Origin of the sequence: Streptomyces mangrovisoli (genome assembly GCF_000974985.2) — a bacterium.
Classification (GTDB): Bacteria; Actinomycetota; Actinomycetes; order Streptomycetales; family Streptomycetaceae; genus Streptomyces; species Streptomyces mangrovisoli.
On the sequence record NZ_LAVA02000018.1, the window covers coordinates 17,499 to 33,548 of the forward strand.

At 73.1% G+C, this 16,050-nt stretch carries 15 protein-coding genes; 9 read left to right on the forward strand and 6 right to left on the reverse strand.

Annotated elements, in window-relative coordinates; translation table 11 throughout:
* Positions 1–56 precede the first annotated feature (56 nt).
* Positions 57–2,726, forward strand: coding sequence for a WD40/YVTN/BNR-like repeat-containing protein (locus WN71_RS09030; protein ID WP_046591514.1), 2,670 nt, complete (start codon positions 57–59; stop codon positions 2,724–2,726).
* 44 nt (positions 2,727–2,770) lie between these two features.
* On the opposite strand, the gene WN71_RS09035 is transcribed toward WN71_RS09030, so the two are convergent.
* Together WN71_RS09035 and WN71_RS09040 are read right to left on the reverse strand one after the other, a co-directional pair.
* Positions 2,771–3,169, reverse strand: coding sequence for an acetyl-CoA synthetase (locus WN71_RS09035; protein WP_240529604.1), 399 nt, complete (start codon positions 3,167–3,169; stop codon positions 2,771–2,773).
* Positions 3,170–3,503: 334 nt separating this feature from the next.
* Complete coding sequence (locus WN71_RS09040) at positions 3,504–3,866, reverse strand: DoxX family protein (RefSeq protein ID WP_046591512.1); 363 nt, start codon at positions 3,864–3,866, stop codon at positions 3,504–3,506.
* 106 nt (positions 3,867–3,972) lie between these two features.
* Here WN71_RS09040 and WN71_RS09045 point away from each other — a divergent pair, with 106 nt between their 5' ends.
* Positions 3,973–4,416, forward strand: a complete 444-nt coding sequence (locus WN71_RS09045; protein WP_079177750.1) for a winged helix-turn-helix transcriptional regulator — start codon at positions 3,973–3,975, stop codon at positions 4,414–4,416.
* Between the two features lie 30 nt (positions 4,417–4,446).
* Here the strand turns inward: WN71_RS09045 and WN71_RS09050 are convergent, their stop codons facing one another.
* Positions 4,447–4,950: a MarR family winged helix-turn-helix transcriptional regulator gene (locus WN71_RS09050; RefSeq protein WP_206300048.1), complete on the reverse strand. Its 504-nt coding sequence runs from the start codon at positions 4,948–4,950 to the stop codon at positions 4,447–4,449.
* Positions 4,951–5,018: 68 nt separating this feature from the next.
* On the opposite strand from WN71_RS09050, the gene WN71_RS09055 reads away from it, so the two are divergent.
* Genes WN71_RS09055 through WN71_RS09065 form a run of 3 tightly spaced genes read left to right on the forward strand, consistent with a single transcriptional unit; the run spans position 5,019 to position 8,022 of the window.
* Complete coding sequence (locus WN71_RS09055) at positions 5,019–5,477, forward strand: hypothetical protein (protein WP_143074819.1); 459 nt, start codon at positions 5,019–5,021, stop codon at positions 5,475–5,477.
* Positions 5,474–7,114 carry a multicopper oxidase family protein gene (locus WN71_RS09060; RefSeq protein WP_107469609.1) on the forward strand — a complete coding sequence of 547 codons (1,641 nt, stop codon included), beginning with the start codon at positions 5,474–5,476 and terminating at the stop codon, positions 7,112–7,114. Before WN71_RS09055 ends, WN71_RS09060 begins: the two co-directional genes overlap by 4 nt.
* Positions 7,115–7,152: 38 nt before the next feature.
* Positions 7,153–8,022 (forward strand): SDR family oxidoreductase, encoded by an 870-nt coding sequence (locus WN71_RS09065; RefSeq protein WP_046591510.1) that lies wholly within the window; start codon positions 7,153–7,155, stop codon positions 8,020–8,022.
* Positions 8,023–8,067: 45 nt separating this feature from the next.
* On the opposite strand, the gene WN71_RS09070 is transcribed toward WN71_RS09065, so the two are convergent.
* Positions 8,068–8,976, reverse strand: coding sequence for a LysR family transcriptional regulator (locus WN71_RS09070; RefSeq protein WP_046591509.1), 909 nt, complete (start codon positions 8,974–8,976; stop codon positions 8,068–8,070).
* A gap of 180 nt (positions 8,977–9,156) precedes the next feature.
* Here WN71_RS09070 and WN71_RS09075 point away from each other — a divergent pair, with 180 nt between their 5' ends.
* The 4 genes from WN71_RS09075 (at position 9,157) to WN71_RS09090 (ending at position 14,117) form a co-directional block, all read left to right on the forward strand.
* The gene (locus WN71_RS09075; RefSeq protein WP_046591508.1) at positions 9,157–9,726 is read left to right on the forward strand and encodes a DUF6817 domain-containing protein; all 570 of its coding nucleotides are present in this window, start codon (positions 9,157–9,159) and stop codon (positions 9,724–9,726) included.
* 339 nt (positions 9,727–10,065) lie between these two features.
* A complete protein-coding gene (locus tag WN71_RS09080; protein WP_046591507.1) occupies positions 10,066–10,272 on the forward strand; it encodes a cold-shock protein in 207 nt (68 codons plus the stop codon).
* Between the two features lie 318 nt (positions 10,273–10,590).
* Complete coding sequence (locus WN71_RS09085) at positions 10,591–13,383, forward strand: helix-turn-helix transcriptional regulator (RefSeq protein ID WP_046591506.1); 2,793 nt, start codon at positions 10,591–10,593, stop codon at positions 13,381–13,383.
* Between the two features lie 197 nt (positions 13,384–13,580).
* Positions 13,581–14,117: a GNAT family N-acetyltransferase gene (locus WN71_RS09090; protein WP_046591505.1), complete on the forward strand. Its 537-nt coding sequence runs from the start codon at positions 13,581–13,583 to the stop codon at positions 14,115–14,117.
* 171 nt (positions 14,118–14,288) lie between these two features.
* Here WN71_RS09090 and WN71_RS09095 read toward each other — a convergent pair whose 3' ends face one another.
* Both WN71_RS09095 and WN71_RS09100 read right to left on the reverse strand, forming a co-directional pair.
* Complete coding sequence (locus tag WN71_RS09095) at positions 14,289–14,816, reverse strand: DinB family protein (RefSeq protein ID WP_107469606.1); 528 nt, start codon at positions 14,814–14,816, stop codon at positions 14,289–14,291.
* A 164-nt stretch (positions 14,817–14,980) separates the two neighbouring features.
* Complete coding sequence (locus WN71_RS09100; RefSeq protein WP_079177751.1) at positions 14,981–15,457, reverse strand: lamin tail domain-containing protein; 477 nt, start codon at positions 15,455–15,457, stop codon at positions 14,981–14,983.
* Between the last annotated feature and the right edge of the window lie 593 nt (positions 15,458–16,050).

Sequence of the window (16,050 nt, forward strand, 5' to 3'; positions counted from 1 at the left end):
CTCCAGTGCTCGGGTTCTTCCCGACGGCAGTACGACCACGCGCTTCGGAGGCTCTGGTGTCAGCACCGACCCGCAAGAGACGATGGTTCACGATCTGCGCGCTCACGGCCTCGGCCGCGCTCGTCGCGATCCCCGCAGGCGCCGCGCCCGGTGCGGGCGGCACGCCCTTCGGTGTGCGCGCGCTCGACCGACTCGCCGACGGCCGCGCGCAGTCCGTGGGCGCGGTCAGCCCCCGGGTGGCGGCCGAGGACGACGACGGCAACGAGGCGGACGAGATCGCCGAGGGGGCCGAGCAGTACGCCGAGGCCCGCACCTCGCCCGGCATCGTCTCCCCCGGCGCGTACGGCGCCGCGTGGACCAGCCTGAACAACCTCGCCGACACCGGCGGCAGTTGGCGCAACGTCACCGACCTGCGGTACGACTCCGACGACTCCCGCTACCGCGACATCGACTCCAACTCCAGCGGCGGGTCGGGCGATGTCACCGGCCGGATGGCCGCGATCGCCGCTGACGACGACGGCTACGTCTACGCGGGCAGCGCGGGCGGCGGCGTGTGGCGGTCCGCGCAGGGCGGTGGGCGCTGGACGCCCATCAGCGACCGGCTGCCGTCCCAGTCCACCGGGGCACTGGCGCTGGACGGCTCCGGGCGGCTGTGGCTGGGCACCGGCGAGGCGACGACCAACGCCGACGCCTACCTGGGCAGTGGAGTCTACGTCCTGGCCCACCCGCAGCACGGCACCTTCTCCACCCGCAGCCGGGTCGGCGGTGACGAGCTCGAGTCCACCACCATCCACGAACTGCGCTTCGCCGGCGCCAAGGTGTGGGCGGCGACCAGCGAAGGCGTCTGGAGCCACTCCACCAAGACGCTGACCGGCTCCTGGAAGCTGGAGTTCGCGCCCAACCCCGACTACCTGCCGGGTGGTTCGAAGGCCGACGACCCCGACGCGGCGTACAAGAACATCGCGAACGACATCGCGATCGACCCCAAGGACCCGTCCAAGGTGGTCCTGGCGGTGGGCTGGCGCAGCGGTGACGACTACAACGGCTTCTACACCAAGGGCACCGGCGGCACCTGGAACCGGATCAGCAGCGGCCTGGGCGACCTGCCCAGCGACCCGGACCAGGTCGGCAACGTCACCTTCGCCCGCTCCGCCGACGGCTCGCGCTACTACGCCATCGACCAGTCGCCCGAGGAGCTCAACACCAACCCCGACAGCGGGCTCGAAGGCATCTACGTCTCCAAGTCCGGCTCGCCGACCGGACCCTGGACGAAGATCGCCGACTATCAGGGGCTGGCGGCCTCGGGCTCCGCGCTGACCACCTCCGGCTACATGCCGGGCGTGCAGGCCTGGTACAACCAGTTCCTCACCGTCGACCCGAGCGACGCCGACCACGTCTACGCCGGGCTCGAAGAGGTCTACGAAACCACCGACGGCGGCGGCACCTGGTCGACCGTGGGGCCGTACTGGAACTTCAACTTCCCCTGCTGGTCCATCGATCCGGCGAAGCAGACCGGTGACTGCCACCAGACCATCCACTCCGACCAGCACGGCGTCGCCATCGGCCGCTACCACGGCAAGAGCGTCGTGTACGTCGGCAACGACGGCGGCGTCTACCGGCGCCCGGTGCACGGCTCCCAGGACGCCTCCGGCCACGCCACCGACTGGACCTCCCTCAACGACGGCACCATCGACACCCTCCAGTACTACTCCGTCGGCGTCGGCCAGGACCTCGACCACGGCGGCGTCTCCGTCACCGGCGGCCTCCAGGACAACGGCCAGTCGATCCTGCGCAGCAACGACAAGGTGATGGGCTCCGACTTCGGCGGCGACGGCGGCGACACCCTCACCGACCCCGCCAACGGCTGCAACATCGCCGAGGAGTATGTCTACCTCTCCGTGCAGGTGACCCAGAACTGCGCTGTCAACGACGGCAGTTGGATCACCGACCCCAGCAAGGCGACCTCGTACGGCGTCGCCCCGGCCGACAACGCCACCGGCGAGGCCCGCTTCATCGCCCCGCTCGCCACCGACCTGAAGAGCAGCACGACCTGGATCGCGGGCGGCCGTCACGTGTGGGTGCAGACCCACGGCTACGCCATCCGCAGCGGTGACGAGTGGAAGAGCGTGTACGACCTCGGCGCCGGCCGCACCGCGACCGCCGTCGCGGCCTCCGGCGGGAAGGTCTACGCGGCCTGGTGCGGCCCCTGCAACAACCAGGGCTTCGCGCGCGGAATCTCCGTCGGCAACGCTGGGGGCACCTCCCGGACGAAGTCTGGGGGAGGAACGGGTTGGCACGACATCTCCCTGCCGGTGGACGGCACGGTGCCCAACCGCTACCTCTCCGGCTTCGCCATCGACCCGAAGAACGCCGACCACGTCTACCTCGTCGTGAACGGCTTCTCCCGGCACTGGACCGAGGGCCCCGGCGCCGGCGTCGGCCACGTCTTCGAGTCCACCGACGGCGGCACCAGTTGGAAGGACATCTCGGCCAACCTGCCCGACGTACCCGCCGACTCGGCCGTCGTCACGCCGAACGGCGGGCTCGCCGTCGCCACGGACCTCGGTGTCGTGTACCGCGCCGCCGGCCGCACCACCTGGCGGCGCGTCGGCAACCTCCCGGCCGTCGCCGTACTCCAGTTGAAGCTCAGCCCCGACGGAAGCACGTTGTACGCGGCCACGCACGGCCGCGGCATCTACACCATCAAGGTGCGCGACTGCGGCTGACACCGGCCGACCGCACAGGGGTGGTCCCGGCGAAGGACCCGGGATCACCCCTGCCCCGGGTACGGCGTCACCGTCATCTCCAGCAGGAAGACGCCGCGTGCCGCGCCCGCCACGTCCGGCGCCTTCGCCTGCGCGGTGATGCCGGCTGCGCCGCCGCGTGCACCGGCACAGCGCAGCGAGGCGTGCGCGGTGCCGTCGGAGTCCAGACGCCACCCCGAGACGACGACCAGGGCCGGTGCGGAACTCCGTACGGCCGTCCACCGCTTGTCGTCCGTGCGAGGCCGCAGGACGAGGGTCACCACGGTGCCGGGCCGCACGCACAACCGCCGCCGCGGCGGATCGCCCGGGGCGACGGTGACCTGCGTCCGCCCCGCGAGACAGCCGCCGCCCGAAGCCGGGGACGAGGAGGCGGACGCGGACGGGCCGGGGGCTCGGGTGGGCACCGCCGAGGCGGCCGTGGGCGGACGCGACGACGCGGAACTCCTCGCCGACTCCGCAGGCCGGCTCCCGGACGGCCCGGCCCCCGCTCCCCCTCCCGCCGGACCACCGCAAGCCGCCAGGGCGACCACGGTCCCGGCGCCGATCCACCCCGCGCCCCTCCACCGCATGAGCCACCTCCCGCCGACGGGCCCAGCCTTCAGAATGCCTCCGCGTCAGCGCGGGAGGGACCGGTTCGCGGAAGGCGCGGCCGCGCGGATCCGCGAGCGGGGCGTGGCGTCACAGGGACGCCCCCCGACGACATCCGCGCCCGCACGGCGACCGGCAGGGCCGGGCGCGTCAGAAGGTGGTCGCCGCCCACGCGGCGACGGCCGCCATGACCAGCAGGGCCGCGTTGAGACCGGTCTCCTTCACCTCGCCCCGGGAGAGGTGGAGCGCGGCCGCGAGGACCTGGAGCACCACGAAGCCCACGGCCGCCGCGACCGCGAGGCCCGGCGCGATCCCGGTGGCCGGGGGCAGCACGAGTCCGGCGACGCCGAGCACTTCCACGGCCCCGATCGCACGCACCACCGGCATCGGCACGGTGTCGACCCAGCCCATCATCGGGGCCAGCTGCTCCTTGCTCTGCACGGCCTTCCTGCCGCCGGAGTACAGGTAGAGCAGCCCGAGAAGCGCGGCGAGTATCCAGTAGGTGACGGCCATGACATGCCCCTTCGACGACGTGTGGCGGTGGGAGGCGTCATCATGGAACAGCGCCGGACGGCGTACAAAAGGCACACCCGTGTGCCCGAAGCCCCGAAGGAGTGCGATGTCCCAGCCCCGGCCCGAGGGGGCCTGCCTCATCCGGGGCGACGCGGGCCGTACGGTCCGCCATGTCCTCGACCGCATCGGCGACCGGTGGTCGCTGCTGGTGGTCGCCACGCTGCACGGCGACGGCCTGCGCTTCACGGAACTCCTGCGCCGGGTCCCGGGCGTCTCGCAGCGGATGCTCACCCTCACGCTGCGGCATCTGGAGCGCGACGGGCTGGTGGCCCGCACCTCCTATCCCGAGGTGCCGCCCCGCGTCGAGTACGAGCTGACGGAGACCGGCCGCACCCTGATCGGGCCCGCCGTCGCGCTCGCCGAGTGGGCCGCCGAGCACAACCCCGACATCGAGCGCAGCCGCCGCTCCTACGACGCCGCGCGCGACGCGGGCGCGGACTCGGACGCGGACACGGGCGCGGACGAGGGCGCGGGCAAGGGTCCGGCCTGACGCGCCGCCCACCGACCGGCCAGGGGCCGATCAGCCCTCCGGGGCGGCGACGAAGCGTTCCAGCAGGGCGATCAGGAGTTCCTGGTCGCCCTCGTCCATGCCGTCCAGGAGCCGGGCGGCCACGTCCTCGCTGATCCGCGCGGCCTCGGCGAACAGCGCCCGGCCCTCGTCGGTCATCTCCACCGCGTAGGCGCGCCGGTCGGCGGGGGACGGACGCCGTACGGCCAGGCCACGGGACTCCAGGTCGTCGACCGTGCGCACCATCGCGGACTTGTCGCTGCCGGTGAGATCGATGAGCTGTCGCTGGCTGAGCGGCCCGTGCTTGCGCAGGTTGAGCAGCACGCCGTGGTGCCGGCCCTCGATGCCCAGCGGGCGCAGAGCCTCGGTGAACGTGCGCGCGGCGCGGCGCTGGGCGAGGCGCAGCAGCGGGCCGATGCGGACCGCGCCCGCGCCGAGGGCGGGGGAAGGCGCGGAGGGCCCGGGCACGGGCGAGGCGGACTCGGGCGTCGGCGAAGGGGACTCGGGCGGCTTCATCGCCGCCCAGCATAGGCCAGCCCGAGATTGGTTACAGCGAGATAGTCTCATGTGGCACTATCTTGTTCATGCCTAATTCGACTGTACGGCCGCCTTCGCCCGTGCGGCCTTCGTCCGCGCGGCTTTCGACGGTGCGGCCGTGGACCCTCGTGGTCTTCCGGACCGTGGTGACCTGCGAGGCCGTCCTCGCGCTCGGGCAGGCGGTCCTGGCGGGCAGTTTCCTGTCCGGCCACTACGAGGCCCTCGACCTGCACGCCCTCAACGCGACCGCCACGGGGCTGACCGCACTCGCCCAGATCGTGGCCGCGCTGCTGCTGTGGCGGCCCGGCGGCGGACCGGGCTGGCCGGTACTGGCCGGCATCGCGCTCTTCGCCGTGGAGGCGGGACAGATCGCCATGGGGTACGGGCGCGCGCTCGCCGTCCATGTCCCGCTCGGCGTGGCGATCATCGCCGGCACCCTGCTCATGCTGGTCTGGGCGTGGCGCCCGGCGGCGGGCCCCGAGCGCGCCGCCGGGGCGGACGCATGACCGGGGGCATCGCCAGGCGCCGCCTGCTGGCCGCGACCGCACTGGGCGGAGGCGCGCTCGCCGTGGGCGGATGGGCCCTGGCGGGAGGGGCGTTGACGCCGGGGCAGCCGGGGCTGCTGCTGCGCAGCCGGGCCCCCCTCCCGCGGCCGTACGCCGTACCGCTGCCGGTCCCGCCCGTCCTCGCGCCCACACGGTCCGACGGGACCGCGGACGTCTACGAGATCGTCCAGCGCACGGCGCGTCTGCGCATCCTGCCCGGCCTGGAGACCAACGCCTGGACCTACGGCGGGACTTTCCCCGGGCCGACCCTCGACTCCCGTTCCGGGCGCCGGACGGTGGTACGCCACCGCAACGAACTGCCGCACCCGACCGTGGTCCACCTGCACGGTGGGCACACGCCCGCCGGCAGCGACGGCTACCCGACCGCGCTGATCGTGCCACGGGGCGGCGCGGGCTCCGGCACAGGCACCGGCACGGGCGGAGCGACCTCCTCGGCCGACGACATGGCAGGCATGGCGGGCATGACCGGGATGGCGGGCATGACCGGAACGGCCACCACTCAGGACCACACCCCGACCTCGCGGACGTACACCTATCCGATGGAGCAGCGGGCCGCCACCCTCTGGTACCACGACCACCGCATGGGCTTCACCGGCCCGAACGTGTGGCACGGACTGGCCGGTTTCCATCTGGTCCACGACGACGAGGAGGAGGCGCTACCGCTGCCCCGGGGCGACCGGGACATCCCCCTGATGATCGCCGACCGGGCCTTCGAGGCCGACGGCTCCTTCCGCTATCCGGCCCTGGACGCCGCGCAGCACACACCCGGTGTCACCGACCCGTACATGGACGGCGTGCTCGGCGACGTCATCCTGGTCAACGGGGCGCCGTGGCCGGTCCTCGAGACCCGGCGGCTGCGCTACCGGCTGCGTCTGCTCAACGCCTCCAACGCCCGCCGCTACCGACTGGCGCTCGATCCCCCGCCGCCGGGCGGCGGCGCCCTGGTGCAGATCGGCGGCGACGGCGGCCTGCTCGAACACCCGCTCGCGCACGACACGTTGGACATCGCCCCGGCCGAACGCTTCGACGTCGTCGTCGACTTCTCCCGCTACCGGCCCGGCACGCGCGTACGGCTGGTGAACCGGCTCGGCAGCGGCGGTACGGCCGAGGTCATGCGCTTCGACGTCTCCGCGGCCGCCCAGCCGCCCGCCGACGACTCACGCATACCGCACCGCCTCTCGACGATCCCCGCGCCGCGGCCCGAACGAGCCGTGGCGACCCGCACGTTCCACTTCCAGCGGCGGGCCGGGTCCACCGGCTGGACCATCAACGGCCGCGCCTACGAGCCCGGCAGCCCCCTGGCCACCGTCCGTCTCGGCACCACCGAACGATGGCGCTTCGTCACCGACTTCCACCACCCGGTGCATCTCCACCTCGACCACTTCCAGGTACTGGCCCGCAACGGCCGCTCCCCCGGCCCGTACGACGCCGGCTGGAAGGACACGGTGGACCTGCGACCCGCCGAATCCGTGGAGATCATCACCCGCTTCACGGACTACCCGGGCCGGTTCATGCTGCACTGCCACAACCTGGAGCACGAGGACATGGCCATGATGGCGGACTTCGTCACGGAGTGAAGCCCCCACCCGCGCCCAGGCGGATACCGTGGCATGTCATGACCGTTCTGATCGTCGGCGGCAGCGGCTTCCTGGGCGGCGAAGTGGTCCGACAGGCGGTGGCGGCCGGGCACGTGACAGCCGCGACCTACGCCACCCGGCCCGGCGACTGCTCCGAAGTCCCTTGGCATCCACTCGATCTACGGGACGGGGCGCGCGTGGACGCGGTACTGGCCGAGGTTGACCCGAGCCTCGTCGTCGACTGCTCGAGCGGCGGCGCCGACTGGACCGTGACGGCCGAAGGCCCGGTCCGGCTGGCGATGGCAGCCGCGAAGCGCGGGTGCCGTCTGGTCCATGTCTCCTCGGACGCCGTGTTCTCGGGCGCTCGGGGCCACTACGACGAGTCCTGCCACCCCGATCCCGTGACCCCGTACGGCGCGGCGAAGGCGGCAGCGGAGAGCGGGGTGCTGCTCGTGCAGCCGGAGGCCGTCGTCGCCCGGACGTCGCTCATTATCGGGGACGGGCATTCTGTACGTTCCGCGCACGAGCGTGCCGTGCACGAACTCGCCGCCGGAACCCGGGTGGGCGTTCTGTTCACCGACGACATCCGCTGCCCCGTGCATGTGGCCGACCTGGCCGCCGGCCTGCTGGAACTGGCCTCGCAGGATTCGGTCGGCATCCACCATCTCGCGGGGGCGGACGCCGTCAGCCGTCATGAACTCGGCGTTCTCATCGCACGGCGGGACGGCCTCGAAGCCTCCCGGCTACCCACAGGCCTGCGGGCCGGGGGCGCGCTGCCCGGCGCCCTGGACGTACGGCTCGACAGTCGCGCCACCCAGCAGGGGCTGCGGACCGTGCTGCGCGGCGTCCGCCGGTTCTGCACCCCGGCGACAACACGAGGCCCTGTGCGGAATGGACGTCAAACCTGAACATCCGCCGGACAGGACACTGGGCGCAAGGCGGGAGGGGCCCGGTCAGGGCTCGCCGCCGGGCGCGGGGCGCGTGCGGGTGCAGGATGAGCTGACCGTGTCCGCGAACGTCCGGGCCAGCGGGGTCAGGGCGTCCCAGCGGCGGACGGCCCAGCCGACCGGGAGCGGGGGGATCTCGGGGAGGGGGATCAGGCGCAGGCCGCCGGACGGCGGGAGGCCGGGCAGGGCGGGTATCGCGGCGTGGCCCAGGCCGAGTTCGGCGAGGACGAGTGCGGTGTCCCAGTCGGCGACGCTGGTGTGGGAGCCGGGGCGGACGCCCAACTCGTCGAAAGCCGTGTTCAGATGGGCTCCCGAGGAGGAGTTCGGCGGCAGCCGGACGAGGCGGATGTCCGTGAGGTCCGACGCGTCGACCCGGGCCCGGTCCGCGAGCGGGTCGTCGGACCGTACGGCGAGGACCCAGGGCAGGTCGAGCACGCGTCGCTGCTCGATGCCGCGGACCGGCGCGCCGAGGGTGATCCAGGCCAGGTCGAGATCGGTGGCGAGGAGCGCGTCGAAGCAGCTGCGTCTGGAGGTCTCGGTGCGGAACTCCAGGTTCACCTTCGGGTGGCGCCGGCGGAAGGTGACGACCGCATCGGCCATGAAGTGGCGGACGGTCGTACCGCCGGTCATGATCCGTACGGCGCCGCTCTCGCCGCTGACGAGGTCGCCCAGGCGGCGCAGCGCGAGATCGATGCCGCCGATGCCGTCGGCGGCGGCGTCGCGCAGGATCCGTCCCGCCGCCGTGGGCACGACCCCGCGCGGCTGACGCTCCAACAGGCTCACCCCGATCTCCCGTTCGAGGCGCTTGACGTGCTGGCTGACCGCGGACTGCGTGCACGACAGGTCCCGCGCGACGGCGCTGAGACTCCCGGCGCGGCACACCGCCACGAACACCCGCAGGTCCTCCAGTGTCATGAGACCCAAGATATCGCTGGGGTCTGATGAGAAATAGCCAGGATTGACTGGGAGTTGGGGCCGCAGGAAGATCGTCGCAGGGCCCAGGCGGCAACCCGTACGGCGCCTTCGCACGGATCCGGACCGGCGAGGGTGCCGTACGGGTGCCGACCGACGGGCCGCCGAAAGGAGGCGCACACCGTGGCCGCTCCCCCCACCGCCCCCGACCGTGCCCTCGCGTTGCTGCGCGACCTCGGCGCCGAAGAACTCGCCCACCCCGGCGGCACACTCCTGGCCCACCTGCGGCGCGTGCAGGCGAGGCTGGCCGGCTGGCAGGCTCGACCGGCCCTGCAACTCGCCGGACTGTGCCACGCGTTCTACGGCACGGACGGCTTTCCCGCCGCGCTGCTGTCCGTGGACCGCCGCGCGGACCTGGCCGCGGTGATCGGCATCGAGGCCGAGGCACTGGTGTACCTGTACGCGTCCTGCGACCGCAAGGCCACCTGTCCGCTGCTGGACCGGGCCGAGGCCGCCTTCCACGACCGGTTCACGGGCCTGGCGTCCCGTCCGGGAGCGCAGGCGCGCCACGACTTCGCGGAACTCTCCGCCGCCAACGAACTCGACCTCGCCGACATCGATCCGGCCTTCCGCGACCGGTGGGGCCCTTCGCTGTTCGCCCTGTTCGGCCGCTGGCACAACCTGCTGAGCGCGCGGGCGTGGCTCGACTGCCGCAGGGTCCTCGGCGGGCCGGCGCGCCCTCCTGCGGACTGACCGGGGCGGCGGGCCCGTCACGGGAGTCCGGCGCGTCGGCCCGAGGCGGTGGCCCGGCCACCGACGTCGTCCGGCCGGGCCCGGACGCGGCAGGGATCGGCGCTGTCGGCACTCGCATGGTTTTTCGAGGCAGACACGTCAGAGGGACGCCGTACCGGAAAAGCGCGACCTCGGGCCCATGTGAGAGCGCCGCGACCCCGGGCGGACGAAGTGAGGCCGTGTCGCCACTCGGATGATCGGGGCAGGTCGGGGTAGAACAACTCTCGGCGCCTGACGACCAGGGGCCGGAGCATGCCCGGAAGCAGGGCTGTTCCAGGGCATGAGACAAAGGATTCACGCATGGCCAGCGGTACCGTGAAGTGGTTCAACTCCGAAAAGGGCTACGGCTTCATCGCCCAGGACGGCGGGGGCCCGGACGTCTTCGCGCACTACTCCGAGATCCAGAGCAACGGTGGATTCCGTGAGCTCACGGAGGGTGAGCACGTCACGTTCCAGATCGGGCAGGGCCAGAAGGGTCCGCAGGCGCAGAACATCGTGCGCGGCTAGAACCCCTCGACTGCGGTCTGGTCCTGATCCTGCTCCTGACCCTGATCCTGACGCAGGCCCGTACCCCTGGCGCAGGGGTGAGCGGCGGCGGTCCCCGTCCGGGCCGTCGCCGCACCGCGTTCACGTCCCGCGGACCGACACCGCACCCGCACCCGCACCCGCACTGGAGCGGGGGGAACGAGGCGGGGCGGGGCGAGCCAAGTCCGGCTGGTCGGGTCGGCAGGCCCAGGACCCGTCCTCGCACGGCTGTGGCTCGGCTGTGTAATTCCGCTCACCCCGCCCGTCCTCCGCCCGTCCGCGCCGCTACTGTGCCGTCATATGCACGACGATCCCCGGGACCTCGGCAGGCCCGTACCGCGTCAGGCGGCCGACGAGGGGCGTTCGCTCGTCGGGCGCCGTCAAGAGACGGCAGCGCTCACCGATGCCCTGGACGACCTGGCCACCGGCCGTGGGCGGGCGGTGGCGCTGACCGGGGAACCGGGCATCGGCAAAAGCGCGCTGATCGCGGCGGTCGTGGCGCGGGCCCGCGGCAGGGGCATCCCGGTGGTCTCCCTCGCGGACTCCCCGGACAGCGGTGGCGGCGGCGCGTTGCCGCAGGGGCCCGTGGTCGTCGTCGCGGACGATCTGCACCGCCTCCCGGCGGAGCGGCTGCGCCTGGTGGAGCAGGCGGTACGGGGGTGCGCCGCCCGTCCGACGCTGTGCCTGCTGGCTTATCGGCAGCGCCAGCTCAGCGCGGAGATGGCCCAGTCGGTGTCACTGGCCGTCTCCGGCGGGCTGTTGGACCCGTGGTCGCTCGGGCCGCTGTCGCCCGCGGAGGCGAAGGAACTGCTGCTCGGCGGATACGGCGAAGCCGGCACCGACGCGGACGCCTCGCAAGTCGAAGCGAACGCGATGCACATCGACGCGAACGCGATGCACATCGACGCGAACGCGTTGCACGTCGACACAGACGCGCTGCACGCGGACACGGCGGGCAATCCGCTGTATCTGACGGCGCTCGGGCCACAGGGCGCCGCCCGCGACCGGGCCGTGACCGCGATCCTCGGGGAACTGGCCGGACTCGACACGGCCGCACTCACCCTGATGCGGGCCGCGGCCGTTCTGGAGGGTCCCTTCGAAGCCGAACTGCTGGCCGCGGTCGCCGGGTTCGACGTACCGGGCACCCTGTGCCTGCTGGACGAGCTCACCCGCCTCGACCTGGTGCGTCCCGCCGAGCCGGCGCCGTATCTGACCCTGCGGCACCGCGCGCTCGCCGAGGTCGTCTACGCCCGTACCGAGCCGAGCCTGCGGCACGCCATGCACCGCAGGGCGGAGTCGGCACTGGCGGGGCGGGCCGCCGCGGTCACCCGGCGGGCCCGGCATGTCGCGCGGGCCGCCGACCCGGAGCGGCCCGACCACGTCGCGACGCTGATCGCCGCCGCGCGCAGTGAGCTGTTCGGTGCACCGTCGGTGGCGGTCGGGCACCTGGAGACGGCGCTGACGCTGCTGCGCGAGGACGGCCCGCACTGGCACGAGGCCCATGTCCTGCTGGCCCGCGCCCGGATGCTCAGCGGCAACGCCCGTGAGGCACGCGCCCTGTTGGACACCCTTCGCTCGTCCATCGCCGGGCCCGGCGAGGCGGCCGCGCTCGCCGAGTCCAGCAGGCTGGAACGCCATCGCGGCCAGTACACCGAGGCCGGCGCCATGGCACGGGCCGGCCTCGCGGCGCTGACCGACGCGACGGCCGCGCAGGACTTCGCTCTCGCCGCTGCGCTGCACACCGAACTCGCCGATCACGCTTACACCGTGCGGGACTACGACACCTCGCGCCATCACGCCGAGAAGGCCGCCGAACTGGCGCGCTCGCACCAGGACTCGGTCGGCGAGGCCCACGCGCTGGCCCAGGCCGCCCTCGCCTCCCTGTTCACCGGCGACCAGGAAACCGCCCGCCCATGCGCCACCCGTGCCGCCCAACTGGTCGACTCCGCAGGCGACTTCGCACTGTCCACGAACCTGGACGCGCTGCTCCAGCTGGGCATGACGGAAGGGATGCTGGAGCGGCTGGAGGACTCCGAGCGGCACCTGACCCGGGCCGCCGCGCTGAGCAGACGGACCGGACAGGCGTACATCGCCCCCAGCATCCTCACCGTGCTGGCCAACACGCAGCTCCGGTCGGGGAAACTGCGCCGCGTCCTCACCACGCTCGACACCCTCACCATCACCCTCGACCCCGACGGCGCGCCCACGACCGCGGCGATCGCCGCGATGGTCCGTGCGGAGGCCCTGTTCTGGCAGGACAGCGCCTCCCACGGTGCGGCGTGGCGGGAGTCGGCCGCCCGCGCGGTGGAGCTGGCCGACGGTTCGCAGGGCGCCTGGGCGGTGTCGGTGCGCTGCTTCCACGCCGAACTCGCCGTCCGCGCGGGCGAGTCGCCCTCCGCACGCTGGCTGTTGCTGGACGCGGCCGGGGGCGAGCAACTGTCCTCGGTGGCGAGTTGGCGCAAGCCCCGCTGGTGCGAGGCGCTGGCCCGCGCCGCCGCCGGGGCCTCGGACCCCGACGGCGCCACGCACTGGGCGGAGTTGGCCGAGTCCTGCGCGAACGTCCTGCCCTCGGCGAGCCGGCAGGGCTTCGCCCACCGGGCACGCATGTGGGCCCGCTCGGCCACCGGCGACATCGACGGCGCGCTGGGCAGCGCGGACGAGGCCGTCGCGCGGTTCTCGGCCAGCGGCGAGCGCCTCGAGACCGCCCGCACGCTGCTCGACGCGGCGGGACTCGCGCTGGACGCGGGGCGCACCGAGCAGGTCGCCGACCGGCTGGAGCGGGCCGGGGCCCTTGCCGAGCAGTGCGGATCGGCGCACCTCGCCGACGAGTCCGGCCGTCGGCGCGAGGACCTCGCCCGCCGTCTCGCCCCGCCCGCCGCCACCGGCGCCCGCGCGCTGCTGACGGAACGCGAGCGCGAGGTCGCCGGCCTGGTCAGCGAGGGCAGGACCAACCACCAGGTGGCGCAGGCACTGTTCCTGAGCGTGCGGACGGTGGAGACCCATCTCGGCCAGATCTACCGGAAGCTCGGGGTCACCAACCGCGCCGGCCTCACCCGCACCCTCCTCGCCGAGGGGGCGGACGGGCCCGCCTGACACCGGCCACGGACGGTGCCGTCAACGCCGTACACGAGGAGGTTCGTTCGATGTCGGAGCCTCCGACAGCACTGCCCCGGCGGTGCGTTCATGTCCGGGCCGGTCACGGTCGGGGCATTCCGACCGGGTTCGCCGATGCTGTGAAAGCGGCGGGTTCGACGGTCGGCGCAGGTGGGGCGGATGGCAGGATGCGCCCCATGGCTGACAGTGGTTTCTCGCTACGGATGGCGACGGCTGACGACGCGGACTTCCTCACGGACATGCTCGTGGCCGCCGTGAACTGGAACCCCGCCCAGACCGCGGTGAGCCGTGACCGCGTGCTGGAGGACTGCCTGTCCGCCCACTACGTCGAGGGCTGGCCACGGCCGGGCGACCTCGGGGTGGTCGCCGTCGAGGCGGGCGGCCGTCCGATCGGCGCCGCGTGGCTGCGCCAGTTCGGCCACGACGACCCCGGCTACGGGTTCGTCGCCGGGGACGTACCGGAACTGTCCGTCGGCGTCGTGGCGGCGTGGCGCGGGAAGGGCGTGGGGCGCGCCCTGCTGACGGACGTCGCCCGGCACGCCACCGAGCGAGGCATCGCCCGGATCTGCCTGAGCGTCGAACGGGCGAACCGCGCACGCGATCTCTATGTCGCCGAGGGCTTCACGACGGTGGCTTCGGGACCGGACGCGGACACGATGATCAGAGTGCTCGGCGATGGGCCTTCCGCCGAGACATCGCCCTCGGAAGGCTGAACCCGGCCCGGCACGGCGCGCGGCCAGGGCCCGCGGAACACGGACGCGGGCACGGGCACGGCACACGGGCGACACGGGCAACACCGGCAACACGGGCACGAGACACGAACACGGCCCCCGACACAGCATGCGGACCCGCCCGCCGACGGACAACCGCCGAGCCCGCTCCCGTCACGCCCCCACGGCCCCGTCGATCTGTTCGCGCACAAGGTCGGCGTGACCGTTGTGGCGTGCGTACTCCTCGATCATGTGCACCAGCATCCAGCGCAGGCTGACGCCCTGGCCACCGACATGGCCCGCCTCGTGCTCGGGCAGCCGGCCGGGGTCGTCCAGCGACGCGTCGGCGGTCAGCTCGCGGCCCCGGGCGATCTCCGCCCGCCAGGCCGCCGTCGCGTCGTCGAGCCCCCGTTCCGCCTGGAGGGCGAATCCGTCGGGGTTGTGTTCCCCGAAGACCGGCGGCATGTCCTGCCCCCCGAAGATGCGCTGGAACCAGTTGCGCTCCACCTCGGCCATGTGCTGGAGGAGACCGAGCAGCGTCAGGGACGAGGGGGCCGCGGCGGCCAGCCGTAGCTGATCGTCCTCGAGGCCCGCGCACTTCAGGGCGAGGGTCTCCCGGTGAAAGTCCAGCCAGGCGTCCAGCATGGTGCGCTCGTCGGCGAAGGCGGGCGGGATCGGCCGTCCGTCGGGTGTCGTGGTCATGGACCCACCCTGGCAGCAACGGCCGTGGCACACGACGTCAAAAGGCGGCGGGCCACCCCCCGTGCCGGGGGCGGCCCGCCTGTGGCGTCCGGCCGGTGTCAGGTCATCCGGCCGGTCGCGGTACTACCGCGTCTACCGCGTCGTACTGCCGCGTCATACGGCCGTCAGCGGCGGAAGTCACCGCTGCGGTGGTCGCGGCCGCCCCACGAGACGCTGTCCACGAGGCGACGGTGGTCGTTGCGCAGGGTCGCGGTGTCGACGCTGTCCCAGACCTTGTTGTGACGGTCCTGGTAGAGATCGCTGCGCGAGTCGCGGCCGACGCCGGTGTGCACGCGGACGGTGGCACGGGGGGCCAGGCGCACGTGGCGGAAGGTGTACGTGTTGCCCTGCCGGTCCGAGAGGGTCCAGCCGTTCAGGTCGATCGCCTGGCGGGTGGTGTTGGTGACGTTCACCCACTCCTGGTTCAGCGCACGGTTGGAACGGTCGTGGCTGCCCTGCGCGGCGTGCTGGACACTGCTGATCTCGACCGGGGCGTGCGGGCGGGCCGGGGCGGCGGAGGCGGGCAGCGCGGCCGCGCCCACGACGGCGGCGGCCACGGCGCCGGCAGCGGTCAGACGGCGGACGGAAGAAGCAACGGACACGAGTGTCCCCCTTCACGAAGGCCCACATCCGTTCCGACCAGGGAAAAGAACCCGGTCGGGGCGGATGTGTGGTGCTGGTGTGCGGCCGGTCGACCGCACACGCACACCCTGCCCGTGATGGCGGATCAATGTGGGCGACATACGTGGAAACTTACAGTTCACACAGGTTTCTGTGACACTCACATGTAATAGCCATTCATGTCCTGAATGCACGGAATTGACGCCGCGTCGGTGATCAACTCCCTTGGGGGCACTGCCCCCAGACGACCATGCCGCCGTGCGCGCCACGCCCCCACGGCGAGGGCCTTCACCCGAAAGTGAGTAACAGCGACGAACGCCCGGTGACGTGTCGGGCGGCGGGTCGGACGCACCTGACGGCTGAGTGGGACCCACTTCGGGGCTGAGTACGCGTGCTCATGCCGCCGCGCCCCGGCGCGGCCACGCTGGTGCCCACGAAAGAGCCGGGCGTCCGGCGGGGAGTCGGGCTCGGGCCCGGTCCGCGACACGGGCGTACGACGGCGGGCCCTGCCGCAGGTGTGCGACTGCGGGCGGCGGCCGCCCGCCCGTGCCCGGCCCCGAGGATCAGCGCGTTT

Excerpts from the sequence above, each read along its gene's own strand:
- WN71_RS09040 (WP_046591512.1), bottom strand. The coding sequence starts at position 3,866 with ATGGCCGTCACCTACTGGATACTCGCCGCGCTTCTCGGGCTGCTCTAC.
- WN71_RS09045 (WP_079177750.1), top strand. The coding sequence starts at position 3,973 with ATGTCCCAGCCCCGGCCCGAGGGGGCCTGCCTCATCCGGGGCGACGCG.
- WN71_RS09050 (WP_206300048.1), bottom strand. The coding sequence starts at position 4,950 with ATGAAGCCGCCCGAGTCCCCTTCGCCGACGCCCGAGTCCGCCTCGCCC.
- WN71_RS09055 (WP_143074819.1), top strand. The coding sequence starts at position 5,019 with ATGCCTAATTCGACTGTACGGCCGCCTTCGCCCGTGCGGCCTTCGTCC.
- WN71_RS09060 (WP_107469609.1), top strand. The coding sequence starts at position 5,474 with ATGACCGGGGGCATCGCCAGGCGCCGCCTGCTGGCCGCGACCGCACTG.
- WN71_RS09065 (WP_046591510.1), top strand. The coding sequence starts at position 7,153 with ATGACCGTTCTGATCGTCGGCGGCAGCGGCTTCCTGGGCGGCGAAGTG.
- WN71_RS09070 (WP_046591509.1), bottom strand. The coding sequence starts at position 8,976 with ATGACACTGGAGGACCTGCGGGTGTTCGTGGCGGTGTGCCGCGCCGGG.
- WN71_RS09080 (WP_046591507.1), top strand. The coding sequence starts at position 10,066 with ATGGCCAGCGGTACCGTGAAGTGGTTCAACTCCGAAAAGGGCTACGGC.
- WN71_RS09085 (WP_046591506.1), top strand. The coding sequence starts at position 10,591 with ATGCACGACGATCCCCGGGACCTCGGCAGGCCCGTACCGCGTCAGGCG.
- WN71_RS09090 (WP_046591505.1), top strand. The coding sequence starts at position 13,581 with ATGGCTGACAGTGGTTTCTCGCTACGGATGGCGACGGCTGACGACGCG.
- WN71_RS09095 (WP_107469606.1), bottom strand. The coding sequence starts at position 14,816 with ATGACCACGACACCCGACGGACGGCCGATCCCGCCCGCCTTCGCCGAC.